This window comes from Cronobacter sakazakii (assembly GCF_000982825.1).
Taxonomy (GTDB): Bacteria; Pseudomonadota; Gammaproteobacteria; order Enterobacterales; family Enterobacteriaceae; genus Cronobacter; species Cronobacter sakazakii.
Map to the genome: position 1 here is coordinate 2502293 of NZ_CP011047.1, position 21571 is coordinate 2523863.

The window sequence follows — 21571 nt, forward strand, 5'->3', positions numbered from 1 at the left end:
TAATTACGCGCGTGAATTCTTTTCCGAACTTTCGCCATGCCGACAAAAATTCGTCTTTCCCTGTTAAGTCTCGCGCTGCTGCTGGCCGCGCCGCTTTCCACTCCGGCGCTGGCCGCCGCGAAAGCTGCCGCATCGCCGCTTGCCGCCGCTGAGCCGCAAATTGCCTCAGGCAGCGCCATGATAGTCGATCTGCGCACCAATGAAGTGCTGTTCTCAAGCCACCCGGATCTGGTGCGTCCGATAGCGTCAATTACCAAAGTGATGACCGCGATGGTGGTGCTCGACGCCAGCCTGCCGCTGGATGAGATGCTGACGGTGGATATCAGTCATACGCCGGAGATGAAAGGGATCTATTCGCGGGTGCGTTTAAACAGCCAGATCAGCCGTAAAAATATGCTGCTGCTGGCGCTGATGTCGTCGGAAAACCGCGCGGCGGCAAGTCTTGCGCATCACTATCCGGGCGGCTACGACGCGTTTATCCGCGCCATGAACGCCAAAGCGAAAGCGCTCGGCATGCGCAATACGCATTTTGTGGAGCCGACAGGGCTTTCCATCCACAACGTCTCGACCGCTCGCGATCTCACGAAGCTGTTAATCGCGACCAAACAGTATCCGCTGATTGGCCAGCTCAGCACCACGCGTGAAGAGATGGCGACGTTTTCGAACCCGACGTACACGCTGCCGTTCCGTAATACCAACCATCTGGTTTACCGCGATAACTGGAATATCCAGTTGACCAAAACCGGCTTTACTAACGCGGCGGGGCACTGCCTGATGATGCGCACGCTGATTAAAAACCGTCCGGTGACGCTGGTGGTGATGGACGCCTTCGGCAAATATACCCACTTTGCCGACGCCAGCCGCCTGCGCACCTGGCTTGAAACCGGTAAGGTACAACCGGTGCCTGAGGCGGCGTTGAGCTATAAGCGCCAGAAAGCGGCGCAAATGGCGAACAACAGCGTCGAGTAAGCTATTCCGGCAGCGTCCAGTCTCCCTGGTTGAGCGGACGCTGCATAATCAGCGTGTCGCGCCAGCCGCCGAATTTAAACCCGACGCTGCGCAAACTTCCCACCACTTCAAACCCCAGCAGCCGGTGCAGACGCGTCGAGCCGCGATTATTCTCGCCATCGCCAATCACCGCCATCAGCTGACGCCACGGGCCTTGCTCGCAGCGCTCGATAAGCGCCTGTAACAGACGGCTGCCGATACCGCGCCCGACCATGCTGGCGTCGATATAAATCGATTCTTCGAGGGTATAGCGATACGCAGGGCGCGCACGCCAGGGCGAGGCGTAACAGTAGCCGACCACAATGCCGTCCATCTCCGCCACAAGCCAGGGTAAGCCCTGCGCGGTGACGGCATTAACGCGCGCGGTCATCTCATCAAGCGTCGGGGGCGTTTCTTCAAAGGAGGCGCGGCCGTGTTCGACATGCCAGCCATAAATGGCGCGAATGGCGTCGATATCCCCCGGCGTAACGTCACGAATCGCGGCTTTTGATGCCGTGAGATTTTCCACAACAGCCATACCTGTATCCTCAAAAGACATGCCGCCGGAGGGCTCCGGCGGCATGGAGGATATATTATGCCTGTGCTTAAAAAGAAAACAGCCTGCCAGAATCAGCGGGCGGTCTGCTCCCCTGGCGTTTGTGCGATCCCATCCGGTTCACCCCAGTATTTCTGCTTTGAGGTTTTACCAATACCGGGGTTCATGCTGTTGGTCGGGTCATTGGCCTTATAAAATTGTTTTAAGCTCTCCGGCGCTTCGTAGAGATGGCCGACGTTATGCTCCGCCGGGTATTGCGCGCCGCGCTCGCGCAGCAGCGCCAGCATCTCTTCTTTCAGCGCATGCACATCCACGCCTTTTTTAACGATGTAATCCTGATGGAACACATGGCAGAAGAAGTGGCCGTAATAGAGCTTGTGCACCAGCTTGCTGTCAATTTCCGGCGGCAGACGCTCGAACCACTCGGTGTCGTTGCGCCGCAGGGCGATATCCAGCGCCAGAATATCTTCCACCTCGTCAGCGTGAACCGCGTGATAACGCACCGCCGCGCCCGCCGCCGCAAAGCGGTGCAGAAACGCTTTGCTGCCTTCTTCCGCCGTACAGGCGAAGAAGTCGCCTTCGGCCTCTTTAAAGAAGCTCGTCAGCCAGCTGCGCGCTTCTTCAATGCCGTCGCCCGCCATTTTCAGCAGCAGATGGTGCTCATATTTATCGCGCCAGCTTTTCATGCGCGGCGGCAAATGACCGGGGAATAACCCGCCCAGTTTTTGCATCACGCGGTCAGTAAAGTGCGGTTTAACAAACGGCACTTTCTCAAGCCAGGCGTCGGTGCGGCCTTTCGCCGTGAAGAAGAACGGCATTTTGTCGGTGCCGAGCTTGTTGATCATCAGGAACGTATCTTTCCCGTAGCGCTCGGCGATATCGTAGATATCGCGGTGCATATATTCACCGGCGACCGGCAGGCTTTGAAAATTTGCAAGAATATGGCGGCGGATGTGGGTCAGTACGTCAGGCTGATTGGTGCCGATATAAAACACCTCCTGGCGTTTTTCGGCTTCGAAGGTATCAAGACGCACCGCGAACACCGCGAGCTTACCGGCGCAGCCGGAGGCTTCAAAGAGCCGCTCCGGGTTGGCGTTGTAGCGCGCCGGGCTGTCGGCCTCGATGTCGCGCACGCGCTCAATATAATGACGGTCGGAGGCCTGGCGTTCGTCGTGGCGCACGGCGGTCGGATCAATGCGGTCATCGTCAAGGCGGCCCAGGATCTGCTCCGGCGTCTGGCCGAGATCGATGCCCAGATGGTTCACCAGACGCAGCCGCCCGGTGTCGTCTATCTGCGCGAACAGCGCCATTTCGGTATAGGCGGGGCCGCGATGCACCAGCGCGCCGCCGGAGTTATTACAGATGCCGCCCATCACCGACGCGCCGATGCAGGAGGAGCCAATCACCGAGTGCGGCTCGCGGCCAAGCGGCTTGAGCGCGCGCTCCAGCTGCCAGAGCGTGGTGCCGGGGTATGCGAGGATCTGCTCGCCGTTATCCAGCAGGTGCAGCTTATCGAGGCGCAGCGTGCTGATGATGATAATGTCGCGATCGTAGTCGTTGCCATTCGGCGTCGAGCCTTCCGTCAGGCCGGTGTTAGCCGCCTGCATCAGAATGATTTTGTCGGCGGCGACACAAACTTCCAGTACGCGCCATAATTCCAGCAGCGTGCCGGGAAAAACGACGGCCAGCGCTTCGCCCTGGCCTGAGCGAAAGCCTTTGCGGTAACGGGCGGTTTTGGCCGGGTCGGTGAGAAGATGGCTGGCGCCGATAATGCGGGTCAGCTCCGCGATAACCTCATGGTTACCGGAGGTTGGTGTCAGGATCATGTTCCACTCCTTGTGGCAGAGAAAACGCACGTCTCTAAGCATAGCCGCGAATTTCGCGACGAGTCCGAAAAGGTTGAAAAATCAGCGTATAAACTTGCGTTTGGCTTCTTCCCTGCTAAGGCTTATGGCACACTGCACACCTTATTCTTTGTGGCGGCAACGTTGCGGCTGCGTCTAAAAGAGAGTTAATCCTATGAAATGGCTTTGTTCTGTGGGTATGGCCGTGAGCCTTGCGCTGCAACCGGCCCTGGCGTCTGAACCATTTGGCGAGCATCCTCTGACGCCCGAAGCGCGGGATGCGTTTGTCACCGATTTACTCAAAAAAATGACTGTCGATGAGAAAATCGGCCAGCTGCGTCTGATTAGCGTCGGGCCGGATAACCCGAAAGAAGCGATTCGGGACATGATCAAAGAAGGTCAGGTCGGCGCGATTTTCAACACCGTTACCCGCCCGGATATCCGCGCGATGCAGGATCAGGTGATGCAGTTAAGCCGCCTGAAAATTCCGCTGTTTTTCGCCTACGACGTGCTGCATGGCCAGCGCACCATTTTCCCGAACAGCCTCGGGCTTGCCTCCTCGTTTAACCTCGACGCGGTAAAAACCGTGGGCCGCGTGTCGGCGTATGAAGCCGCTGACGACGGTCTTAACATGACCTGGGCGCCGATGGTCGACGTCACGCGCGACCCGCGCTGGGGCCGCGGCTCGGAAGGGTTCGGTGAAGATACCTATCTCACCAGCATGATGGGCAAAACGATGGTCGAGTCGATGCAGGGCAAAAGCCCGGCGGACCGCTATTCGGTGATGACCAGCGTGAAACACTTCGCCGCTTACGGCGCGGTGGAGGGCGGTAAAGAGTACAACACCGTCGATATGAGCTCTCAGCGTCTCTTCAACGACTACATGCCGCCTTACAAAGAGGCGCTCGACGCAGGCAGCGGCGGCGTGATGATTGCGCTCAACTCCCTGAACGGCACGCCAGCGGCATCCGACGGCTGGCTGCTGAAAGACTTGCTGCGCGGCGACTGGGGCTTTAAAGGCATCACCATTTCTGACCACGGCGCGATTAAAGAGCTGATTAAACACGGTACGGCGTCCGATCCGGAAGACGCGGTGCGCGTGGCGATTAAATCCGGCGTCGATATGAGTATGGCGGATGAGTACTACAGCAAATACCTGCCGAATCTTATCAAAAGCGGCAAAGTCACCATGGCAGAGCTCGACGACGCTACGCGTCACGTGCTGAACGTCAAATATGACATGGGGCTGTTTAACGATCCGTACAGCCATCTGGGACCGAAAGACTCCGATCCGAAAGACACCAACGCTGAAAGCCGCCTGCACCGCGACGACGCGCGTAAAGTGGCGCGCGAAAGCCTGGTGCTGCTGAAAAACCGCCTGGAGACGCTGCCGCTGAAAAAATCCGGCACCATCGCGGTGGTGGGGCCGCTCGCTGACAGCAAGCGCGACATGATGGGCAGCTGGTCTGCCGCAGGTGTGGCCGATCAGTCCGTCACGCTGCTGCAGGGCATGAAAAACGTCGCGGGCGATAAGGCCAAAATCCTCTACGCCAAAGGCGCTAATGTCACTGACGATAAGGGCATCGTTGACTTCCTGAATCTCTACGAGCCGGCAGTGGTGGTGGATAAACGCACGCCGAAAGCGATGATCGACGAGGCGGTAAACGTCGCGAAGCAGTCTGACGTGGTCGTGGCGGTCGTGGGCGAAGCGCAGGGCATGGCGCATGAGGCATCCAGCCGTACCGATCTCACCATTCCGCAGAGCCAGCGTGACCTTATCAGCGCGCTGAAAGCGACCGGCAAACCGCTGGTGCTGGTGCTGATGAACGGTCGTCCGCTGGCGCTGGTGAAAGAAGATCAGCAGGCCGATGCGATTCTGGAAACCTGGTTTGCCGGAACCGAAGGCGGTAACGCCATCGCCGACGTGCTGTTTGGCGACTACAACCCGTCAGGCAAGCTGCCGATTTCCTTCCCGCGCTCGGTCGGGCAGATCCCGGTGTACTACAGCCACCTCAACACGGGCCGTCCGTACAACCCGGAAAAACCGAACAAATACACCTCGCGCTACTTTGACGAAGCCAACGGCCCGCTCTATCCGTTCGGCTACGGCCTGAGCTACACCACGTTCAGCGTTTCCGACGTGAAGCTCTCCGCGCCGACCATGAAGCGTGACGGCAAAGTGACCGCCAGCGTAACGGTGACCAACACCGGCAAACGCGAAGGCGCGACTGCAGTGCAGATGTATCTCCAGGACGTCACGGCCTCTATGAGCCGTCCGGTAAAACAGCTGCGCGGCTTTGAGAAAATCACGCTGAAACCGGGCGAAAGCCAGACCGTCAGCTTCCCGATCGATATCGACGCGCTGAAATTCTGGAACCAGCGTATGAAATATGACGCGGAGCCTGGCAAATTCAACGTCTTCATCGGGCTGGATTCCGTCCGCGTGAAGCAGGGCGAATTTGAACTGCTGTAAGCGGGTGTCGATCGTCAGAGGGCCGGGAGACCGGCCCTTTTTTATGGCCATTGCCCGTTAAAAAATGCCATTTCCCGTCTTTTCCCTTTCCCCCTGAGATTTATCAACTACGCTTTTCTCTTAAGCCCTTAGCGAAGCGGATAAAAGAGGAAAATCATGAGGCTAAAACTCTGGAGCGCGGCAGGCCTGGTACTGCTGGCGGCAGGCGCGCAGGCGGCCGAGCCGGTGAAAGTGGGCTCGAAAATCGACACCGAAGGCGCGCTGCTTGGCAACGTGATTTTGCAGGTGCTGGAAAGCCACGGCGTGAAAACGGTCAACAAAATCCAGCTGGGCACCACGCCGGTCGTGCGCGGGGCGATCACCTCCGGTGAGCTGGATATCTACCCGGAATACACCGGCAACGGGGCGTTTTTCTTTAAGCAGGAGAACTCTCCTGCGTGGAAAAACGCGCAGCAGGGCTATGAGAAAGTCAAAAAGCTCGACGCCGAACAGAACAAGCTTATCTGGCTGACGCCAGCGGCGGCGAACAACACCTGGACCATCGCGGTGCGTCAGGATCTGGCGCAGAAAAACAAGCTAACCTCGCTTGCCGACCTTAGCCGCTATCTGAAAGAGGGCGGGACGTTCAAACTCGCCGCGTCGGCGGAGTTTATCGAGCGCCCGGACGCGCTGCCGGCCTTTGAAAAAGCCTACCAGTTTAAGCTTAACCAGGACCAGATGCTGTCGCTCGCGGGTGGTGATACCGCGGTGACTATCAAAGCGGCGGCCCAGCAGACCTCCGGCGTTAACGCCGCGATGGCTTATGGCACCGATGGCCCGGTGGCGGCGCTCGGCCTGCAAACGCTCACCGATCCGAAAGGCGTGCAGCCGGTTTACGCGCCCGCGCCGGTCGTGCGCGAAGCGGTGCTGAAAGCGTACCCGGATATGCCGCAGTGGTTTGAGCCGGTCTTTAAGGCGCTGGATGAGAAAACGCTTCAGGAGCTGAACGCGCAGATCGCGGTAGAAGGGCTGGATGCCGGTAAAGTGGCGTCGCAGTGGCTCAAAGAAAAAGGACTGGTGAAATAACGCCACCGGCGTTTGCCTCGGGATACGTTTTGTCAATCAGATGCCATAACCGGGTGCTGGTGCTGCTGGCGGTCCTGCTGGCCGCCGCCGCCCTGTTGCCCTTTTTAAATTACGCGCCGAACCGGCTGGTCTCCGGCGCGCCGCTCGGTCTCTCCGGGCTTTTCCCTGCCGCCGTGCCCGCATTATGGGCGCTGCCGGTCTTGCTCTGTTTACTCGCCTTTGTCCCCGGAAAACCGGGCGCGCTGCTGATTCTGGTTGCGGCGCAGGCGCTTTTTATCACGCTGCTTTTTGTGACCGGCGAAGAGGCGACGCGGCTTGCCGAAACCGGTAGCCGTCTGGCGCGTACCTCGCCCGGCAGCGGCCTGTGGCTGATGCTCGCGGTCTCGCTGCTTGCCGCAAGCGACGCTATCGGCAGGCTGACGCGCCAGCCGCTCGGGCGCTGGCTGTTACAGGCGCAGATCTGGATTGCGCCGCTCTGGCTTCTGCTGAGCGGTCATTTTGATGCGCTGTCGCTGCTTAAAGAATACGCCAACCGCCAGACGGTGTTTGATGACGCCACCGCGCGCCACCTGACGCTGCTTTTCGGCACGCTGGCACCCGCTATCGTTATCGGGCTGCCGCTCGGCATTTTGTGTCACCGACGCCCGCGCTGGCAGCCGGGACTGTTCGCTGCGCTCAATATTATTCAGACGGTGCCGTCTGTGGCGCTCTTTGGCCTGTTGATGGCCCCGCTTGCGGGGCTGGCGCAGGCGTTTCCGGCGCTCGGCGCGTTGGGCGTCTCCGGCACCGGGCTTGCACCTGCGCTGATTGCGCTCACGCTCTATGCGCTGCTGCCGCTGGTGCGCGGCGTAGTGGCCGGGCTCGGGCAGGTGCCCGACGCGGTGCGTGAGAGCGCCCGCGGGGTGGGAATGTCCGCCTGGCAGCGCTTATGGCATGTCGACGTACCGCTGGCGCTGCCCGTCTGGCTGCGCAGCCTGCGTGTGGTGGCGGTGCAGACGGTCGGTATGGCGGTGGTGGCCGCGCTGATTGGCGCAGGCGGCTTCGGCGCGCTGGTTTTTCAGGGGTTGCTTAGCAGCGCGCTCGATCTGGTGCTGCTTGGCGTTATCCCGGTCGTGGCGCTGGCGGTGGTGCTGGACGCGCTGTTTACGCTCGCCATCGGCGCGCTGGAGACAAAAAGAAATGATTGAATTTAAGCAGGTCAGCAAGTTTTACAACGGCGGCACGGCGGTGAAAGACTTAAGCCTGACGTTCGCCGAAGGCGCATTCTCGGTGCTGATTGGCACCTCCGGCTCCGGTAAGTCTACCACGCTCAAGATGATTAACCGGCTGGTGGAGCACGACGCGGGCGAAATCCGCTTCGCGGGCGAGGAGATCCGCCAGTTTTCGCCCGAAGCGCTACGCCGGCGCATGGGGTATGCGATCCAGTCGGTCGGGCTGTTTCCGCACTGGACGGTGGCGCAAAACGTCGCGACGGTGCCGCAGCTGCTGAAGTGGCCGAAGGCGCGCATTCAGGCGCGGGTGGATGAACTGCTCGCGCTGCTTGGGCTCACGCCTGACGCATTTCGCGATCGCTACCCGCATCAGCTCTCAGGTGGCCAGCAGCAGCGCGTCGGCGTGGCGCGCGCGCTGGCGGCTGACCCGGAAGTATTACTGATGGACGAGCCGTTCGGCGCGCTCGATCCGGTCACGCGCAGCGCGCTGCAACAGGAGATGCGCCGCATACATCAGTTGCTCGGCCGCACGATTGTGCTGGTGACGCATGACATCGACGAGGCGCTGGGGCTTGCCGAGCATCTGGTGCTGATGGATAACGGCGAAGTGGTGCAGCAGGGCACGCCGCTGGCGCTGCTCACCGCGCCGCGCAATGACTTCGTGCGTGACTTTTTCGGGCGCAGCGAGCTTGGCGTGCGGCTGTTGTCGCTCAAACAGGTGAAGGATTTCATTGAGCCTGGCATGGTCGACGGCGCGCCGGTGGCGGAAACCTTAACGCTGCGCGAGGCGATGTCAGTGTTTGTCGAACGCCAGTGCGAAGCGCTGTCTGTGGTGGATGCAAACGGCGCGCACCGCGGCGTGCTGCGCTTTCGCCATCTGGTGAATCAGCGGGAGGCGCGGGGTGAATAGACTGCGCGATCCGCTGCTCTGGCTGGCGCTGCTGTTTGTCGCGCTGCTGCTGGCGATGCCGCACAGCGAAGGGCTGTTCCACTGGCTGTTTCCGGGGCTGGCGCGCCCGGTCTATCTTCAGGAAAGCTTTGTCGCGCTCACGCTTTCGCATCTCGGGCTGGTGGCGGCGGCAGGCGCGGTGTCGGTCGCCTGCGGCGTCGCGGTGGGGATTGCGGTGACGCGCCCGTGGGGGCGTGAGTTTCGCGCGCTCGCCGAAACGCTCGCCGCCGCCGGTCAGACGTTCCCGCCAGTGGCGGTGCTGGCGATTGCGGTGCCGGTAATGGGCTTCGGGCGCGAGCCTGCGATTGTCGCGCTCATTCTTTACGGCCTGTTGCCGGTGTTGCAGGGCACGCTTGCGGGCTTAAGCGCGGTGCCGGAGGACGTGAAAGAGGTGGCGCGGGGCGTCGGCATGAGCCGCGCTCAGATCTTACGCAAAGTCGAGTTGCCGCTGGCGTCTGGCGTGATGCTGGCGGGGATACGCACGTCGGTGATTATTAATATCGGCACTGCCACCATCGCCTCCACCGTGGGAGCCAGCACGCTCGGCACCCCGATTATCATCGGCCTGAGTGGGTTTAACACGGCGTATGTGATTCAGGGTGCGGTGCTGGTGGCGCTGGCGGCGGTTCTGGTGGACCGGCTCTTTGAGCGTCTGGCGCGGGTTATGAACCGGAATGCAGGATAACGGTGTAGCCGGCCAGCATAACGCCGCCGATACCGCCGATGGCCATCAGGACCATGCCGGTGATAAGCCCGATTCTGACAAATTTCATGCGTTGCTCCTTATGTTAACCGCGTAAGTATACGGTGAAGCGCGCCTGTTAATGAACCTTTAAATGGTTTCCGGTTCATGGAGCGAGAAAATGGCGTGGCCCTGCGCATGCCAGGCGGCAATTTGCTCAAGCTGACGCGCCGCGGGCGGTTCGCCGCACCACACCAGCAGCGTTCTGCCAGGAAAGAGTTCAGGGCGCAGTTGAACCAGCGGTTGCGCCAGCACATCCACCCGCCAGCCTTTTTGCACCGCCACCCAGGCCGCGAGCCAGATCTGCGTCGCATCCTGATGATTCCAGCCGACCACCAGCGCGTCGTTGCCCGGCTTTTTCCATGCGGATTGCAGACAAAGCGCGATGTAGTTAATCAGAATGCCGTCGAGCAGGCTTAAGAGCGCATGCAGCGTGGCGTGCTGTAGCTGCATCCTGCGGCGCAGCGGGGTGTAGAGATGGCGCACCAGCATCTGGGCCGGGTAGTCGCGTCCTAATTCGCTTACCCAGTGCCGCACCTGGCCCGGGTTGCCGCTGCGCAGTTTCGCAAGCAGCATCTCCTGGCGCTCGCGCCAGCCTTCCGGCTCATCGGCGCTGTCCTGGCTTAACAGGGTTTTGACTTTACTGACCTGAACGCCTTGCTCAATCCAGTGTTTGATTTCGCGGATACGGTCGATATCCGCCTCGCTGAACAAACGGTGGCCGCCGTCGGTGCGCACGGGTTTAAGCAGTCCGTAACGGCGCTGCCACGCGCGCAGCGTCACGGGGTTAACTTCACAGAGATCGACCACTTCGCCAATCGTATATAACGCCATACTGGTTCTCTTCGGGGAATGGTACCCGTTAAATGTAGTAGGTGATGCACGAACCGGGAAAAAGAGTTTGTATCCTGTATCCCGCAGGCAAAAAGGCGATAACCACGACGCTGGACGAAAAAAGGGGAGATAAGCATCTCCCCTTCGTTTTATGGCGCTGCTGGCGCGCTGGGCGTCAGGTTATTTCACCTGCTGGCCCGGCTTCGCGCCGCTGTCCGGGCTTAACAGGAAGATATCTTTCCCGCCAGGGCCCGCGGCCATCACCATGCCTTCTGAGATACCGAAACGCATTTTACGCGGCGCGAGGTTCGCCACCATAACGGTCAGGCGGCCAATCAGCGCTTGCGGGTCCGGGTAGGCGGAGCGGATGCCGGAGAAGACGTTACGTTTTTCGCCGTCCAGATCCAGCGTCAGGCGCAGCAGTTTGTCAGAGCCGTCCACAAATTCCGCGTTTTCAATCAGCGCCACGCGCAGGTCGATTTTCGCGAAATCGTCAAACGTGATGGTTTCCTGGATCGGGTTGTCCGCCAGCTCGCCAGTCGCAGGTGCCGCCGCCGCTTTCACTTCTTCTTTGGATGCTTCCACTAACGCCTCCACTTGTTTCATCTCAATACGGTTATAGAGTGCTTTAAAGCTGTTCACTTTATGGCCGAGCAGCGGGGCGTTAACGCCATCCCAGGTCAGCTCGACATTCAGGAACGCTTCGGCACGGGCGCACAGCTCCGGCAGTACCGGCTTCAGGTAGGTCATCAGCACGCGGAACAGGTTGATACCCATAGAGCAAATCGCCTGCAGATCGGCGTCGCGGCCTTCCTGTTTGGCAACTACCCACGGTGCCTGCTCATCCACGTAGCGGTTCGCGAGGTCAGCAAGCGCCATGATTTCGCGGATAGCCTTACCAAACTCACGGCTCTCCCACGCCTCGCCAATCACGGCAGCCGCGTCGGTGAAGGTCTGGTAGAGCGCCGGATCAGCCAGTTCAGCGGCTAATTCACCGTCAAAACGTTTGGCGATAAAGCCCGCGTTGCGCGACGCCAGGTTGACCACTTTGTTGACGATGTCGGCGTTCACGCGCTGCACGAAATCTTCCAGATTCAGGTCGATATCGTCGATGCGGGAGGAGAGCTTCGCCGCGTAGTAGTAGCGCAGGCTGTCGGCGTCGAAATGGTTCAGCCAGGTGCTGGCCTTGATGAACGTGCCGCGCGATTTAGACATTTTCGCGCCGTTGACCGTCACGTAGCCGTGGACAAACAGGTTGGTCGGTTTACGGAAACCGCTGCCTTCGAGCATTGCAGGCCAGAACAGGCTGTGGAAGTAGACGATATCTTTACCGATAAAGTGATACAGCTCGGCGTCAGAATCCTTTTTCCAGTACTCGTCAAAGCTCACGGTATCGCCGCGCTTGTCGCACAGATTTTTGAACGAGCCCATGTAGCCGATAGGCGCATCCAGCCAGACGTAAAAATATTTGCCCGGCGCGTTCGGGATTTCAAAACCGAAGTAGGGCGCGTCGCGGGAGATATCCCACTGCTGCAGGCCGGATTCAAACCACTCCTGCATTTTGTTCGCCACCTGCTCCTGGAGCGCGCCGGAGCGGGTCCACGCCTGCAGCATTTCGCTGAACGACGGCAGATCGAAGAAGAAGTGTTCAGAATCACGCATCACCGGCGTGGCGCCGGAAACGACCGATTTCGGCTCGATAAGCTCCGTCGGGCTGTAGGTCGCGCCGCAGACTTCGCAGTTATCGCCGTACTGATCCGGGGATTTACATTTCGGGCAGGTGCCTTTTACAAAACGGTCCGGCAGGAACATGCCTTTTTCCGGGTCGTAGAGCTGCGAAATGGTACGGTTTTTAATAAAGCCGTTTTCTTTGAGGCGAGTATAAATCAGCTCCGACAGCACGCGGTTTTCGTCGCTGTGCGTAGAGTGATAGTTGTCATAGCTGATGTTAAAGCCCGCAAAATCGGTCTGATGCTCTTTGCTCATCTCGGCAATCATCTGCTCCGGCGTAATGCCAAGCTGCTGGGCCTTGAGCATGATAGGCGTGCCGTGGGCGTCGTCGGCGCAGATGAAATTAACCTCGTGGCCGCGCATTCGCTGGTAACGGACCCAGACATCAGCCTGGATGTGCTCCAGCATATGGCCGAGGTGGATGGAGCCGTTGGCGTACGGCAGCGCGCACGTTACCAGAATTTTTTTCGCGACTTGAGTCATAGTGAGTATTACGTCTTCTGTGGCAAATGGGGCAGTCATAGTACCCGAATCCACCCGCGTTGAGTACCGCGCGGCGGTAAAAGCGCGCAAAAATGACGATAAACGCTCCTGTTCTACGCTCGCTATACATAATGAACAGACAGAATGCGTTAGCTTATTTTAAGGGAACCTCAATATAGCCTGCTTCCAGTCCTTTTACCTCAATACCTTGTACAACCGATTTACCGGTTTTAACTTCAATTTTTTTTATGGGGCCTTCCTCTGCAGCACGATAGTTTACCCATGTAACCCCGTTGATATCCTGATGCAGCGCCTCCGGGGGAACGGCAATTCCCTTCTCATTCATATAAAGTATTATCGCCAGATGTGCACTCATACCTATTCTGGCTCCTTTTGATGGCGTATCTACTGAAATGATGACATCGTAATAGACCGACATTCCTGAAGCATCTGCTGCATCACTCTGAACGGCAATAGCGCTGACATGACCCTCCAACTCTTCTCCGACAAATCCATCTCCGGTTATTTTTACTGGCATGCCTTCATGTATTCTATGTATGTCTGACTCTTCGACTTTTGTCACGACCTGCAAATGATCGAGACTGACAAGTGTTAAAAGGGGTGTTCCCTGGTTTACCGTCATTCCTGGCTGAATAACGATTTTTTTACTATTTTCCATCGGTGACTGTCGAACTATAACCCCTGCAAAAGGCGCTGTGATAATTTGGCGTTGAGATTGGGCGAGCAACATTTGAAATCGCGCTTGTGCATTAACCAGATTTAACCTGGCAAGTTCATACTCTTCACCCTGGCCTTTCAGTTCAATAACATTGAGTTCATCCTGAGAGGCGGATAAATCTTGTTGTTGAGAACGTAATTGCGCTTCAAGCGAATCAACCTCCATACGGGCAACGATGCCGCGTTTGAATAATAATTGCGTTTCCCGCAAATTTGCATATGTTGCATTCAAGCTATCCTGTGAGGCCTTTAAGGCTCTCCTGGCCCGGACAACGTCTGGGCTGTTGCTCCAGTTTTTTAATTGATGCAGTTCTCGCTGTGCCTTTAACAAATCTCCCTGTGCCTGACGTAACTGGATTTGAATTTGCTCAGGATTAATGTGAGCCAGTATCTGATTAGCCGCAACACGTTGACCTTCCTGTACCATTATTTCTTTAATGACACCTTCAAACGGAGCTGAAAGAGTTTGCTGACGTACTGCCTCAATACGCCCAACCAGTCCAATATTTTGCTCCAGCCTTTCTGGTCTTATCTGAAGCCAATTTTTATCAACGACTTGAACTTTTTGCTCATCTTCCTTTTGTAATATTAGCCCCAAGCCAGTAATAAATGCTATAACTAAAAAAATAGTAAAAAAGGCTTCAGGCGCGCTGTTGTTAAATATTTAGATGCTAAAGGAAAATTAATCATTAATTGTTATGTCCCAACTTTGCAGGGTAGTACCCAGTTGCTGATCCAGTTCAGCCTGGGCATTAAGATAATTTATTAGCGTATTCAGACGCGCATTTTCAGCATTGCGAAGATCATTTTCATAACTCAATACCTGGAAGTTACTTGAACGTCCTACGGTAAGTTTCTCACGTTCGATCTCCAGCTTACGAAGGGATAGATCCCGGGCACGTTGCGAGATTTCATATTGCCGCCAGCGAGCGTTAATATCTCGCACTGCGTTCGTTACCTCTCGCTCCAGTTGCTGGTGAGCTTCGGCAAGCTGGATTCCACTGTTACGTACATTTACCCTGGCCTGTACTTCTGCCTGGTGGATACTCATGTCATTGACCGGTATTTCGACCTGTATGCCTACGTAGTTCTCCCATGTCCTGGATACCCCAGACTGATTATCTCGTCTGCGCACTTGATTGGCTCCACCAACAAGGGATACATCCCATTGGCTATTATTGTGAGCTACTGCCAGGTCAATATTTGCCTGCTCATTTTCAATAAGCTTTATGAGCCATTGCGGCTGGGAGTATTCTGCTTGCTTTATAGCCTGTACAACATCAACTTTTGTATCATGTGCCTGAAGTGATTCGGTTGCTTCTATTGGCGTGTTTAAATCGAGAGAGAGTAATTGCAATAACTCCAGACGCTTTGCGTCAAGGTCATTACGGGCTTGTTCAAAATTTAGTTCCTGAGAGGCAACCTCAGCTTCTGCCTGTACAATCTCAAATTCAGCCATTCTTCCTGCAGCAATCATTGCCCGGTTAACATCAACTAATTTATGTGATCGATTAAGAGATTCGCGAGCAATTTTTAGCTGCTCTTGTGCCTGCAATAATGCTCTGTAAGAAGTAATGATCCCGGTGACAGTTTGTGAAATTATTGATTTTAAATTAAGCCGGTTAATTTGCTCACTCAGTTGTGCCAAGCGAACAGGTGCTGTTGCAATATTTTTACCGGCACCACGCAGTAAAGGTTGAATGACAGTGATGCTGGCACCATCGTTTGTGGAAAAGCCAGCCATATTCGCTTTTGTATTAATATAGTTCCATCCAAGGCTTACTCTTGAACCATAAGGTGTCAGGATAGTGGTTTTTGGTGACACAGCCCCCTGACGATAACGGTCATCCTGGTTATATGTGGCAAGATAATTGCCGCTAAGCGTCAATTTCGGGTTGAATCTGTCTTGAGACACTGTAAGATCAAATTTCTGAGAAATACGGTTCAAATAAGCGCTACGTATAGCACGATTGTTTCGGAGTCCCAAATAAATAGCATCTCCCAATGTCATTTCAATTTTCTGTGCATGCAATGAGATGTCTGGGGAGTTAAAAGTTAAATTTTTTTCTTGCCCGGCAGAAACAGCCTGTTCATTTGAAAACGAATAAGCATCTACACTGACAGGCACAAATAGTATTGATATTGCTATTAAAATTTTAATCATCACGTAATGCCTGGACAGGAGATAAACGCGCCGCAGAGACTGCTGGCGATAGCCCAAATAAAAGCCCTGTAATTGCCGCGCCGCCAACACCCAGCATAAAACCTGAGGGATATAATGAGAAAGTTCCCCAGCCAGAGTAATAGACAAATAACCAGGCTGTAATAAGGCCCATAAGTGCGCCGGTAAGTGCTCCCAGACCAGTAAGAACGGTGGATTCAATTAAGAAAAGTAATGCGATATCTTTAGGTCTGGCTCCTAACGCTATACGGACGCCAATTTCACGACGCCTTTCAGCAACGTTCATCACCATAACATTCATAACACCGACTCCACCAACCAAAAGCGCTATTCCTCCAAGACCAGAAAGGAACCAGGAAAACAGACGTGACTGTTTTTCCATACCTTTAAGTAATTGTTGAGGGAATTGTACGCTTATTTCAAAACCGGAATTTTTTTTTGCTAGCCAGTTGCGTAAAATATGGGCATTTTGAACGACGTGCTCATAATCATGATTACGAATAAGAACACTTGTAATGTATGGGTTAGGAAATATACGACGCATACTGTCTATGGGCACAAAAATGGAATCATTAACGGAAAAAGGTACCAATGGGTTTTGTTCATCACTTTTGATTATCCCTATTACCTCGAAAAGGTACCCGGCAAGCTGAATATGATCCCCCGGCTTGATGTCTTTCCCTGCATTTTCCATTTGATTAGCGATATTTCCTCCCAGAACTGCATAAGTATTCCCCGTATCATATATGCTAAGAAATCGTCCCACTTTGAGATGCAGGCCCAAAACATCTGATAATTTATCAGTGCTCCCTATCGTTGTTACGTTCAATACTTGTCCTTTGAAAAGAGCATCTATATTTGCTGAGACTAAAGGGGCTACTGCAATTGTTTCAGGAATCAGTGTGTTTAAATCACTGGTATTTAAGGTTGTATTAACCGAAATTGTCTCGTTTCGATTACCAACAGGCAGTTGAATAGTCGCTGCAATCATATCGGTACCCATCCCTTTGAAGACGCTCATTGCCTGTAATTGCGCATTGTGACCAATATTTAGTAACGCAACGACGGCCATACAACCTATAGCGATTCCAATGAGAGCCAGAAATGCACGACGACCGAGGAGCCTTAAGTTTTCCAGAGATTCTCGTAAAATGTGTAAGCAAGATGGACCATAGACGAGTTTTAATTCTGAGTATATGAATGTATTGCGTTTAGCCGTTGGCATGAGATCTTTCACTGATAGTACCATCATGTACTTCTATACAACGAGACATACAGCCAGCAAGGCTTTTATCGTGCGTCACTAACAGAAGTGTTGTTTTTTCTGTTTGATTTAGTGACATTAATAAATTAATAATGCCTTCGGCATTTTTGCTATCGAGATTACCGGTAGGCTCATCGGCCAACAACAATATGGGTTCGCCTATTAATGATCGTGCGATAGCCACACGCTGGCGCTGCCCACCTGAGAGATCGGCGGGTTTATACTGGATTTTGTCGCTTAGCCCAACACGATTCAGCTGTATCTTCGCTGCCTTATAGGCATTTGATTTAGATACGCCGCGATAGAAAAGCGGTAATGCGACGTTATCTAATATTGTAAGGCGTGGTAAAAGATTATAGCTTTGAAAGACAAAGCCAATGATTTGGTTTCTGGCTATTGCTCTTATTTCACTATTAGCTTGTGACATTTCAGTGCCATTGATAAATACACTTCCAACATTAGGTTTATCTAAAAGGCCAATGATGTTGAGCAACGTGCTTTTCCCTGATCCTGAAGCGCCAACAATAGCGCAACTTTGACCATGGGGAATTGACAATGAAATGTTATTTAATATAACCTGCCGGGAAAGGTCTTTAAGATATGAATGAGAAATATTTCTCAGGCAAATTATATCTTTATTGTATTGAACCTCTGTCATTATTCGTGATTTTATCTTTTCATCTCAACTTCATTTCTGAGAAATAAATGCGTCTAATAGTGTTTTGTTTTCCGGGAAAGAAGTGGTAAGGAAGCTCTGGGGATCATGGAGCAATTTCCCATCAACCAAACTGAAGCCATTTTTCAGTCCTTTCTCCGTGACAGTGAATACGCCATTGACGTTACGCCAGTCTGGTTCTTCCGTTTTTAATGTCACTTCACTGGCAGTTTCAATAATATAATTTTTTTGTCCTTTACCCTCGTAAGTAGCGAATTTAGCACCCAAATTTTGACCATTTACCACTGCTTCAAGGAAATCGAAATTGGCTTTGTGCGAAAATGAATAGCCTGCGTCTAATTCATAGTTCAAAAAGCCTGTGTCAAGAACGGAGCCGGAATAGCCTTTACTACTTTTAATTCTTGTTGCAGTAGCAGTATCAGCTTCAGTAAATATGAAGGTTTGCTGATGTCCTTCCATATCAAACATGGTTCCATCATTGACGTTTGCCATTACACCGTTAAACATTCGATACGTTCCCAGGTCATGCGCTAAGTCGTCAACATATCTCAAGTCAGCACCCTCATTTTGAGCCTGCTCGTATAAGTCAGATAATATACTCTGATCTTGAGTAGTTAAAAAATTAACAGAAGACATATTCATGTTATTAACATTTAGCTGTGTTTGAACAGGAGGGGTAGAATCACTGTCACCAAAAAGGCGAGACATCATTATCTCTTTACCACTAAAGCTAATGTTCGCAATCGCTGACTCTGTATTTTCTTGTGTTCTGTTTAATTTAAAAGGCTGAGAGGAAATGGTTTTCAAACGGGTGCCTGACGTATCCTGCATCTGTTTGTATGTTACATATGATTGATTGATCATCATGATTGATATCCCTCTCGCCTGTGGTTAGTTAATTACATCTATTGATACTTAGTAAGAAAACTCGACGGTGACGCTTTCGTTACGTGATGGCTGTAACGTCTCTGATGGTGCGCCTGTAACAGTATGGCGCAGAGAAATCCGACTGCCAGCATCGAAACGTACATCATTCAACGCCGTGGTTGATGATGAAGAACCGCTGCTTACCGGAATACAACGTGTTGGGCCTGACTGATAAGGTTGATATATGCATAATTCCGTCGTGTGCGTATAAGCAGCGGGATATGCGGCCTAATCAAAGCGAATCAGAGTCAATGTTTTGGTTGGGTTTGCAGAGCCTTTTTGGAAGTCAGCAACCTGGAATGTAAACAAGGTTGACGTAACAGGCGCTGTGCCAGCGGAGTAAAGACGGATTGAAGATGGCACTACTGTCTTTGTAATGGATCCCGTCGCTGCCATTGCAGGCAGAGAAGCAGCACATGCAGCCAGTGCTAAAGATAAATAAACAAGATTTTTTCTCATTGTTTTTCCATATAAAATTCCATTTTTACACAGAACTGAGTATACCGTTCTGAGCCCTTAAGGTGCTTTTGCTTCCAACATTTGCAAAATAACCCTAAGTCTGGAGTAACGGCAGAGAATCCATTTACTTTAGCCACCAAAAATAATAGGTGACCAGGGAAAATCCCTTTTGCCTGCTCGCTTCATGGTTTTCTTATCTTCAAAGGCTGATTTAACACCATAGATAACACTTTTGGTAAGGAAGACGATGGGAACACCGACAAAAGACTTATCGCCAGATATGAAAACGTTATCGGCTATTTTCCTAATGTCGCTGGTTAATTTAACCGGCTGCGTGGCTGACCAGGCGACGTTTAATCGCGCCGGAGACATGCGCATTATCAATGGCGAGGTTTGTATTTATACCGCGCAGGCCGGGCCGGGGGATGTCTTTACGCAGTATGCGGTTTATTCCATCGATGACCCAAACCCGAAGCGCCACGCGGTGCTTTTACCTGCGTATCAGACCTGTCTGCCAAACGGCGCTTACCAGAAGGGTGAAGCGTGGGTGGCAGAGTATGTGCTGATGAAGCCCGGCGGTGAACTGCAAAAATACGCCGTATCGTTTACCTCGCCCTGAAGCCAGACGCCCACATGCCTGCTTTAGCGCACATCAGGCTAACCCCTGTGGGCGTTTAATGTCGTCTTACTCCCCGCGACTCTGTTATGATTCTATGACTGCAATTTATTAACATCAGAACAACAAAGGAGTCGGGATGAATTCGCAATCCCAGGCCAAATCCCCCGAGGCGCTGCGTGCGCTGGTCGCCGGGACGTTAGCCAATTTCCAGCACCCCACCCTGAAGCACAACCTCACGGCGCTGAAAGCGCTGCATCACGTCGCCTGGCTTGATGACACCATCCACGTCGAGTTACAGATGCCGTTTGCCTGGCGCAGCGGTTTCGAGGAGCTGAAAGAGCAGGTGAGCGCCGAGCTACTGCGTTTAACCGGTGCCAGCGCCATCGACTGGAAACTGTCGCACAGTATCGCCACCTTAAAACGCGTGAAAAACCAGCCGGGCGTGAACGGTGTGAAAAACATTATCGCGATAAGTTCCGGTAAGGGCGGGGTAGGGAAGTCCTCCACCGCCGTCAACCTGGCGCTGGCGCTCGCGGCGGAAGGCGCGAAAGTGGGCATTCTCGATGCCGATATCTACGGCCCATCAGTGCCGACGATGCTCGGCGCGGAAGGCGAACGCCCGACCTCGCCGGACGGCACCCATATGGCGCCGATTATCTCTCACGGTCTTACCACTAACTCCATTGGTTATCTGGTGACCGACGATAACGCCATGGTATGGCGCGGCCCGATGGCGAGCAAAGCGCTGCTGCAACTGCTGCAGGAAACCATGTGGCCGGATCTCGACTATCTGGTGCTGGATATGCCGCCGGGCACCGGCGACATCCAGCTGACGCTCGCCCAGAACATTCCGGTGACCGGCGCGGTGGTGGTGACCACACCGCAGGACATCGCGCTTATCGACGCCAAAAAAGGCATCGTGATGTTCGAGAAAGTGGAAGTGCCGGTACTCGGCATTGTCGAAAACATGAGTATGCACATTTGCAGCAATTGCGGTCATCACGAGCCGATTTTCGGCACCGGCGGCGCGCAGAAGCTGGCGGAAACTTATCATACTCAGCTGCTGGGCCAGATGCCGCTGCATATCTCGCTGCGTGAAGATCTCGACCGCGGCCAGCCGACCGTTATCTCCCGCCCGGAGAGCGAATTCACCACGCTTTACCGCCAGCTGGCGGGCCGAGTGGCGGCGCAGCTCTACTGGCAGGGCGAAGTGATCCCGGGCGATATCGCGTTTCGCGCGGTGTAACGCCGGGAGCGTTTCGCGCCATGACAGACGCCTCCTCCGGGAGGCGTTTTTTATGGTCAGGATTTACGAAAATGCAGGAGCAGGTAAGCGCCCTCTGGGGCGTCGCCGTGCCCCTCCTGCACCCAGCCGTGACGGGCATAAAAGCGCAGCACGCGTTCGTTTTTTTCAAGACACTTAAGCGCGCCGGTGCCGGTAAACCGCGCCTGCACGGCCTCAAGCAGCGCCGCGCCGACGCCGCGCCCCTGAGCGTCCGGGGCGACAAACAGGTGATGTAGAAAATTGTCGTTTTCGGCGATGGACGCAAACCCGAGCCGGTGACCGTCCGCCTGCGCCACCAGAATCGTTTCGCCAAGCGTGTCGGCGTCAAAATCCTCCAGTTGCCATTCGCTGCCATCAAGCCACGGCCAGCCTTCGCGCCGGGCGTGTAAATAGATCGTGCGTAAAAACGGACGATCGCTCTCTTCCCAGGGCCTGATCTCCACTGCGTTTTTCTTCATTAACGACACTCACTTACCGTTTTTTGGGTTTCTTCATAGAAAGTTATGGCACAGCAGCGTATTTTACGCGCTCTTAATTATCAGCGCG

Annotated in this window: 20 protein-coding genes; 8 read left to right on the forward strand and 12 right to left on the reverse strand. The window is 54.3% G+C overall.

The window, feature by feature from the left end; all coding sequences use genetic code 11:
- Positions 1-36 precede the first annotated feature (36 nt).
- The gene (pbpG, locus tag CSK29544_RS11980) at positions 37-969 is read left to right on the forward strand and encodes a D-alanyl-D-alanine endopeptidase (RefSeq protein ID WP_007869351.1); all 933 of its coding nucleotides are present in this window, start codon (positions 37-39) and stop codon (positions 967-969) included.
- A gap of 1 nt (position 970) precedes the next feature.
- On the opposite strand, the gene CSK29544_RS11985 is transcribed toward pbpG, so the two are convergent.
- Positions 971-1525, reverse strand: a complete 555-nt coding sequence (locus CSK29544_RS11985) for a GNAT family N-acetyltransferase (RefSeq protein WP_015386497.1) — start codon at positions 1523-1525, stop codon at positions 971-973.
- Between the two features lie 92 nt (positions 1526-1617).
- A complete protein-coding gene (gene dld, locus CSK29544_RS11990) occupies positions 1618-3369 on the reverse strand; it encodes a D-lactate dehydrogenase (RefSeq protein WP_007899552.1) in 1752 nt (583 codons plus the stop codon).
- A 193-nt stretch (positions 3370-3562) separates the two neighbouring features.
- Between dld and bglX the strand changes: the two genes are divergently transcribed.
- The 5 genes from bglX (at position 3563) to CSK29544_RS12015 (ending at position 9770) form a co-directional block, all read left to right on the forward strand.
- Positions 3563-5860: a beta-glucosidase BglX gene (gene bglX / locus CSK29544_RS11995; RefSeq protein WP_004387798.1), complete on the forward strand. Its 2298-nt coding sequence runs from the start codon at positions 3563-3565 to the stop codon at positions 5858-5860.
- A gap of 153 nt (positions 5861-6013) precedes the next feature.
- The gene (gene osmF / locus CSK29544_RS12000; protein ID WP_171965330.1) at positions 6014-6925 is read left to right on the forward strand and encodes a glycine betaine ABC transporter substrate-binding protein OsmF; all 912 of its coding nucleotides are present in this window, start codon (positions 6014-6016) and stop codon (positions 6923-6925) included.
- A gap of 29 nt (positions 6926-6954) precedes the next feature.
- The gene (locus CSK29544_RS12005) at positions 6955-8112 is read left to right on the forward strand and encodes an ABC transporter permease (RefSeq protein ID WP_032976181.1); all 1158 of its coding nucleotides are present in this window, start codon (positions 6955-6957) and stop codon (positions 8110-8112) included.
- Entirely contained in the window at positions 8105-9046 is a 942-nt protein-coding gene (locus CSK29544_RS12010) for an ABC transporter ATP-binding protein (protein WP_007899565.1), read from the forward strand. Before CSK29544_RS12005 ends, CSK29544_RS12010 begins: the two co-directional genes overlap by 8 nt.
- Positions 9039-9770, forward strand: coding sequence for an ABC transporter permease (locus CSK29544_RS12015; protein WP_007869323.1), 732 nt, complete (start codon positions 9039-9041; stop codon positions 9768-9770). Before CSK29544_RS12010 ends, CSK29544_RS12015 begins: the two co-directional genes overlap by 8 nt.
- Here CSK29544_RS12015 and CSK29544_RS23880 read toward each other — a convergent pair.
- From CSK29544_RS23880 to CSK29544_RS24255, 9 genes are all read right to left on the reverse strand, one after another.
- Entirely contained in the window at positions 9748-9858 is a 111-nt protein-coding gene (locus tag CSK29544_RS23880) for a protein YohO (RefSeq protein ID WP_004388656.1), read from the reverse strand. The genes CSK29544_RS12015 and CSK29544_RS23880 overlap by 23 nt on opposite strands.
- A gap of 59 nt (positions 9859-9917) precedes the next feature.
- On the reverse strand, positions 9918-10661 hold the full coding sequence (locus CSK29544_RS12025) for a MerR family transcriptional regulator (RefSeq protein ID WP_007899569.1): 744 nt from the start codon (positions 10659-10661) through the stop codon (positions 9918-9920).
- Positions 10662-10841: 180 nt separating this feature from the next.
- The gene (gene metG / locus CSK29544_RS12030) at positions 10842-12875 is read right to left on the reverse strand and encodes a methionine--tRNA ligase (RefSeq protein ID WP_029039356.1); all 2034 of its coding nucleotides are present in this window, start codon (positions 12873-12875) and stop codon (positions 10842-10844) included.
- Between the two features lie 154 nt (positions 12876-13029).
- A complete protein-coding gene (locus CSK29544_RS12035; protein WP_234004305.1) occupies positions 13030-14211 on the reverse strand; it encodes an efflux RND transporter periplasmic adaptor subunit in 1182 nt (393 codons plus the stop codon).
- Between the two features lie 84 nt (positions 14212-14295).
- Positions 14296-15867: a TolC family protein gene (locus tag CSK29544_RS12040; RefSeq protein ID WP_007899578.1), complete on the reverse strand. Its 1572-nt coding sequence runs from the start codon at positions 15865-15867 to the stop codon at positions 14296-14298.
- A complete protein-coding gene (locus tag CSK29544_RS22920) occupies positions 15770-17047 on the reverse strand; it encodes an ABC transporter permease (RefSeq protein ID WP_080700759.1) in 1278 nt (425 codons plus the stop codon). The genes CSK29544_RS12040 and CSK29544_RS22920 overlap by 98 nt, the downstream gene beginning before the upstream one ends.
- On the reverse strand, positions 17007-17717 hold the full coding sequence (locus tag CSK29544_RS12050; protein WP_015386504.1) for an ABC transporter ATP-binding protein: 711 nt from the start codon (positions 17715-17717) through the stop codon (positions 17007-17009). The genes CSK29544_RS22920 and CSK29544_RS12050 overlap by 41 nt, the downstream gene beginning before the upstream one ends.
- A gap of 30 nt (positions 17718-17747) precedes the next feature.
- Complete coding sequence (locus CSK29544_RS12055; RefSeq protein WP_029039358.1) at positions 17748-18602, reverse strand: hypothetical protein; 855 nt, start codon at positions 18600-18602, stop codon at positions 17748-17750.
- A 288-nt stretch (positions 18603-18890) separates the two neighbouring features.
- On the reverse strand, positions 18891-19121 hold the full coding sequence (locus tag CSK29544_RS24255) for a hypothetical protein (protein ID WP_133053163.1): 231 nt from the start codon (positions 19119-19121) through the stop codon (positions 18891-18893).
- 280 nt (positions 19122-19401) lie between these two features.
- Between CSK29544_RS24255 and CSK29544_RS12060 the strand changes: the two genes are divergently transcribed.
- Both CSK29544_RS12060 and apbC read left to right on the forward strand, forming a co-directional pair.
- Positions 19402-19740 (forward strand): putative T6SS immunity periplasmic lipoprotein, encoded by a 339-nt coding sequence (locus CSK29544_RS12060; protein ID WP_012124298.1) that lies wholly within the window; start codon positions 19402-19404, stop codon positions 19738-19740.
- Positions 19741-19876: 136 nt separating this feature from the next.
- The gene (gene apbC / locus CSK29544_RS12065; RefSeq protein ID WP_029039359.1) at positions 19877-20986 is read left to right on the forward strand and encodes an iron-sulfur cluster carrier protein ApbC; all 1110 of its coding nucleotides are present in this window, start codon (positions 19877-19879) and stop codon (positions 20984-20986) included.
- A gap of 56 nt (positions 20987-21042) precedes the next feature.
- Here the strand turns inward: apbC and CSK29544_RS12070 are convergent, their stop codons facing one another.
- Positions 21043-21483 carry a GNAT family N-acetyltransferase gene (locus CSK29544_RS12070; RefSeq protein WP_029039360.1) on the reverse strand — a complete coding sequence of 147 codons (441 nt, stop codon included), beginning with the start codon at positions 21481-21483 and terminating at the stop codon, positions 21043-21045.
- Positions 21484-21571: the final 88 nt, after the last annotated feature.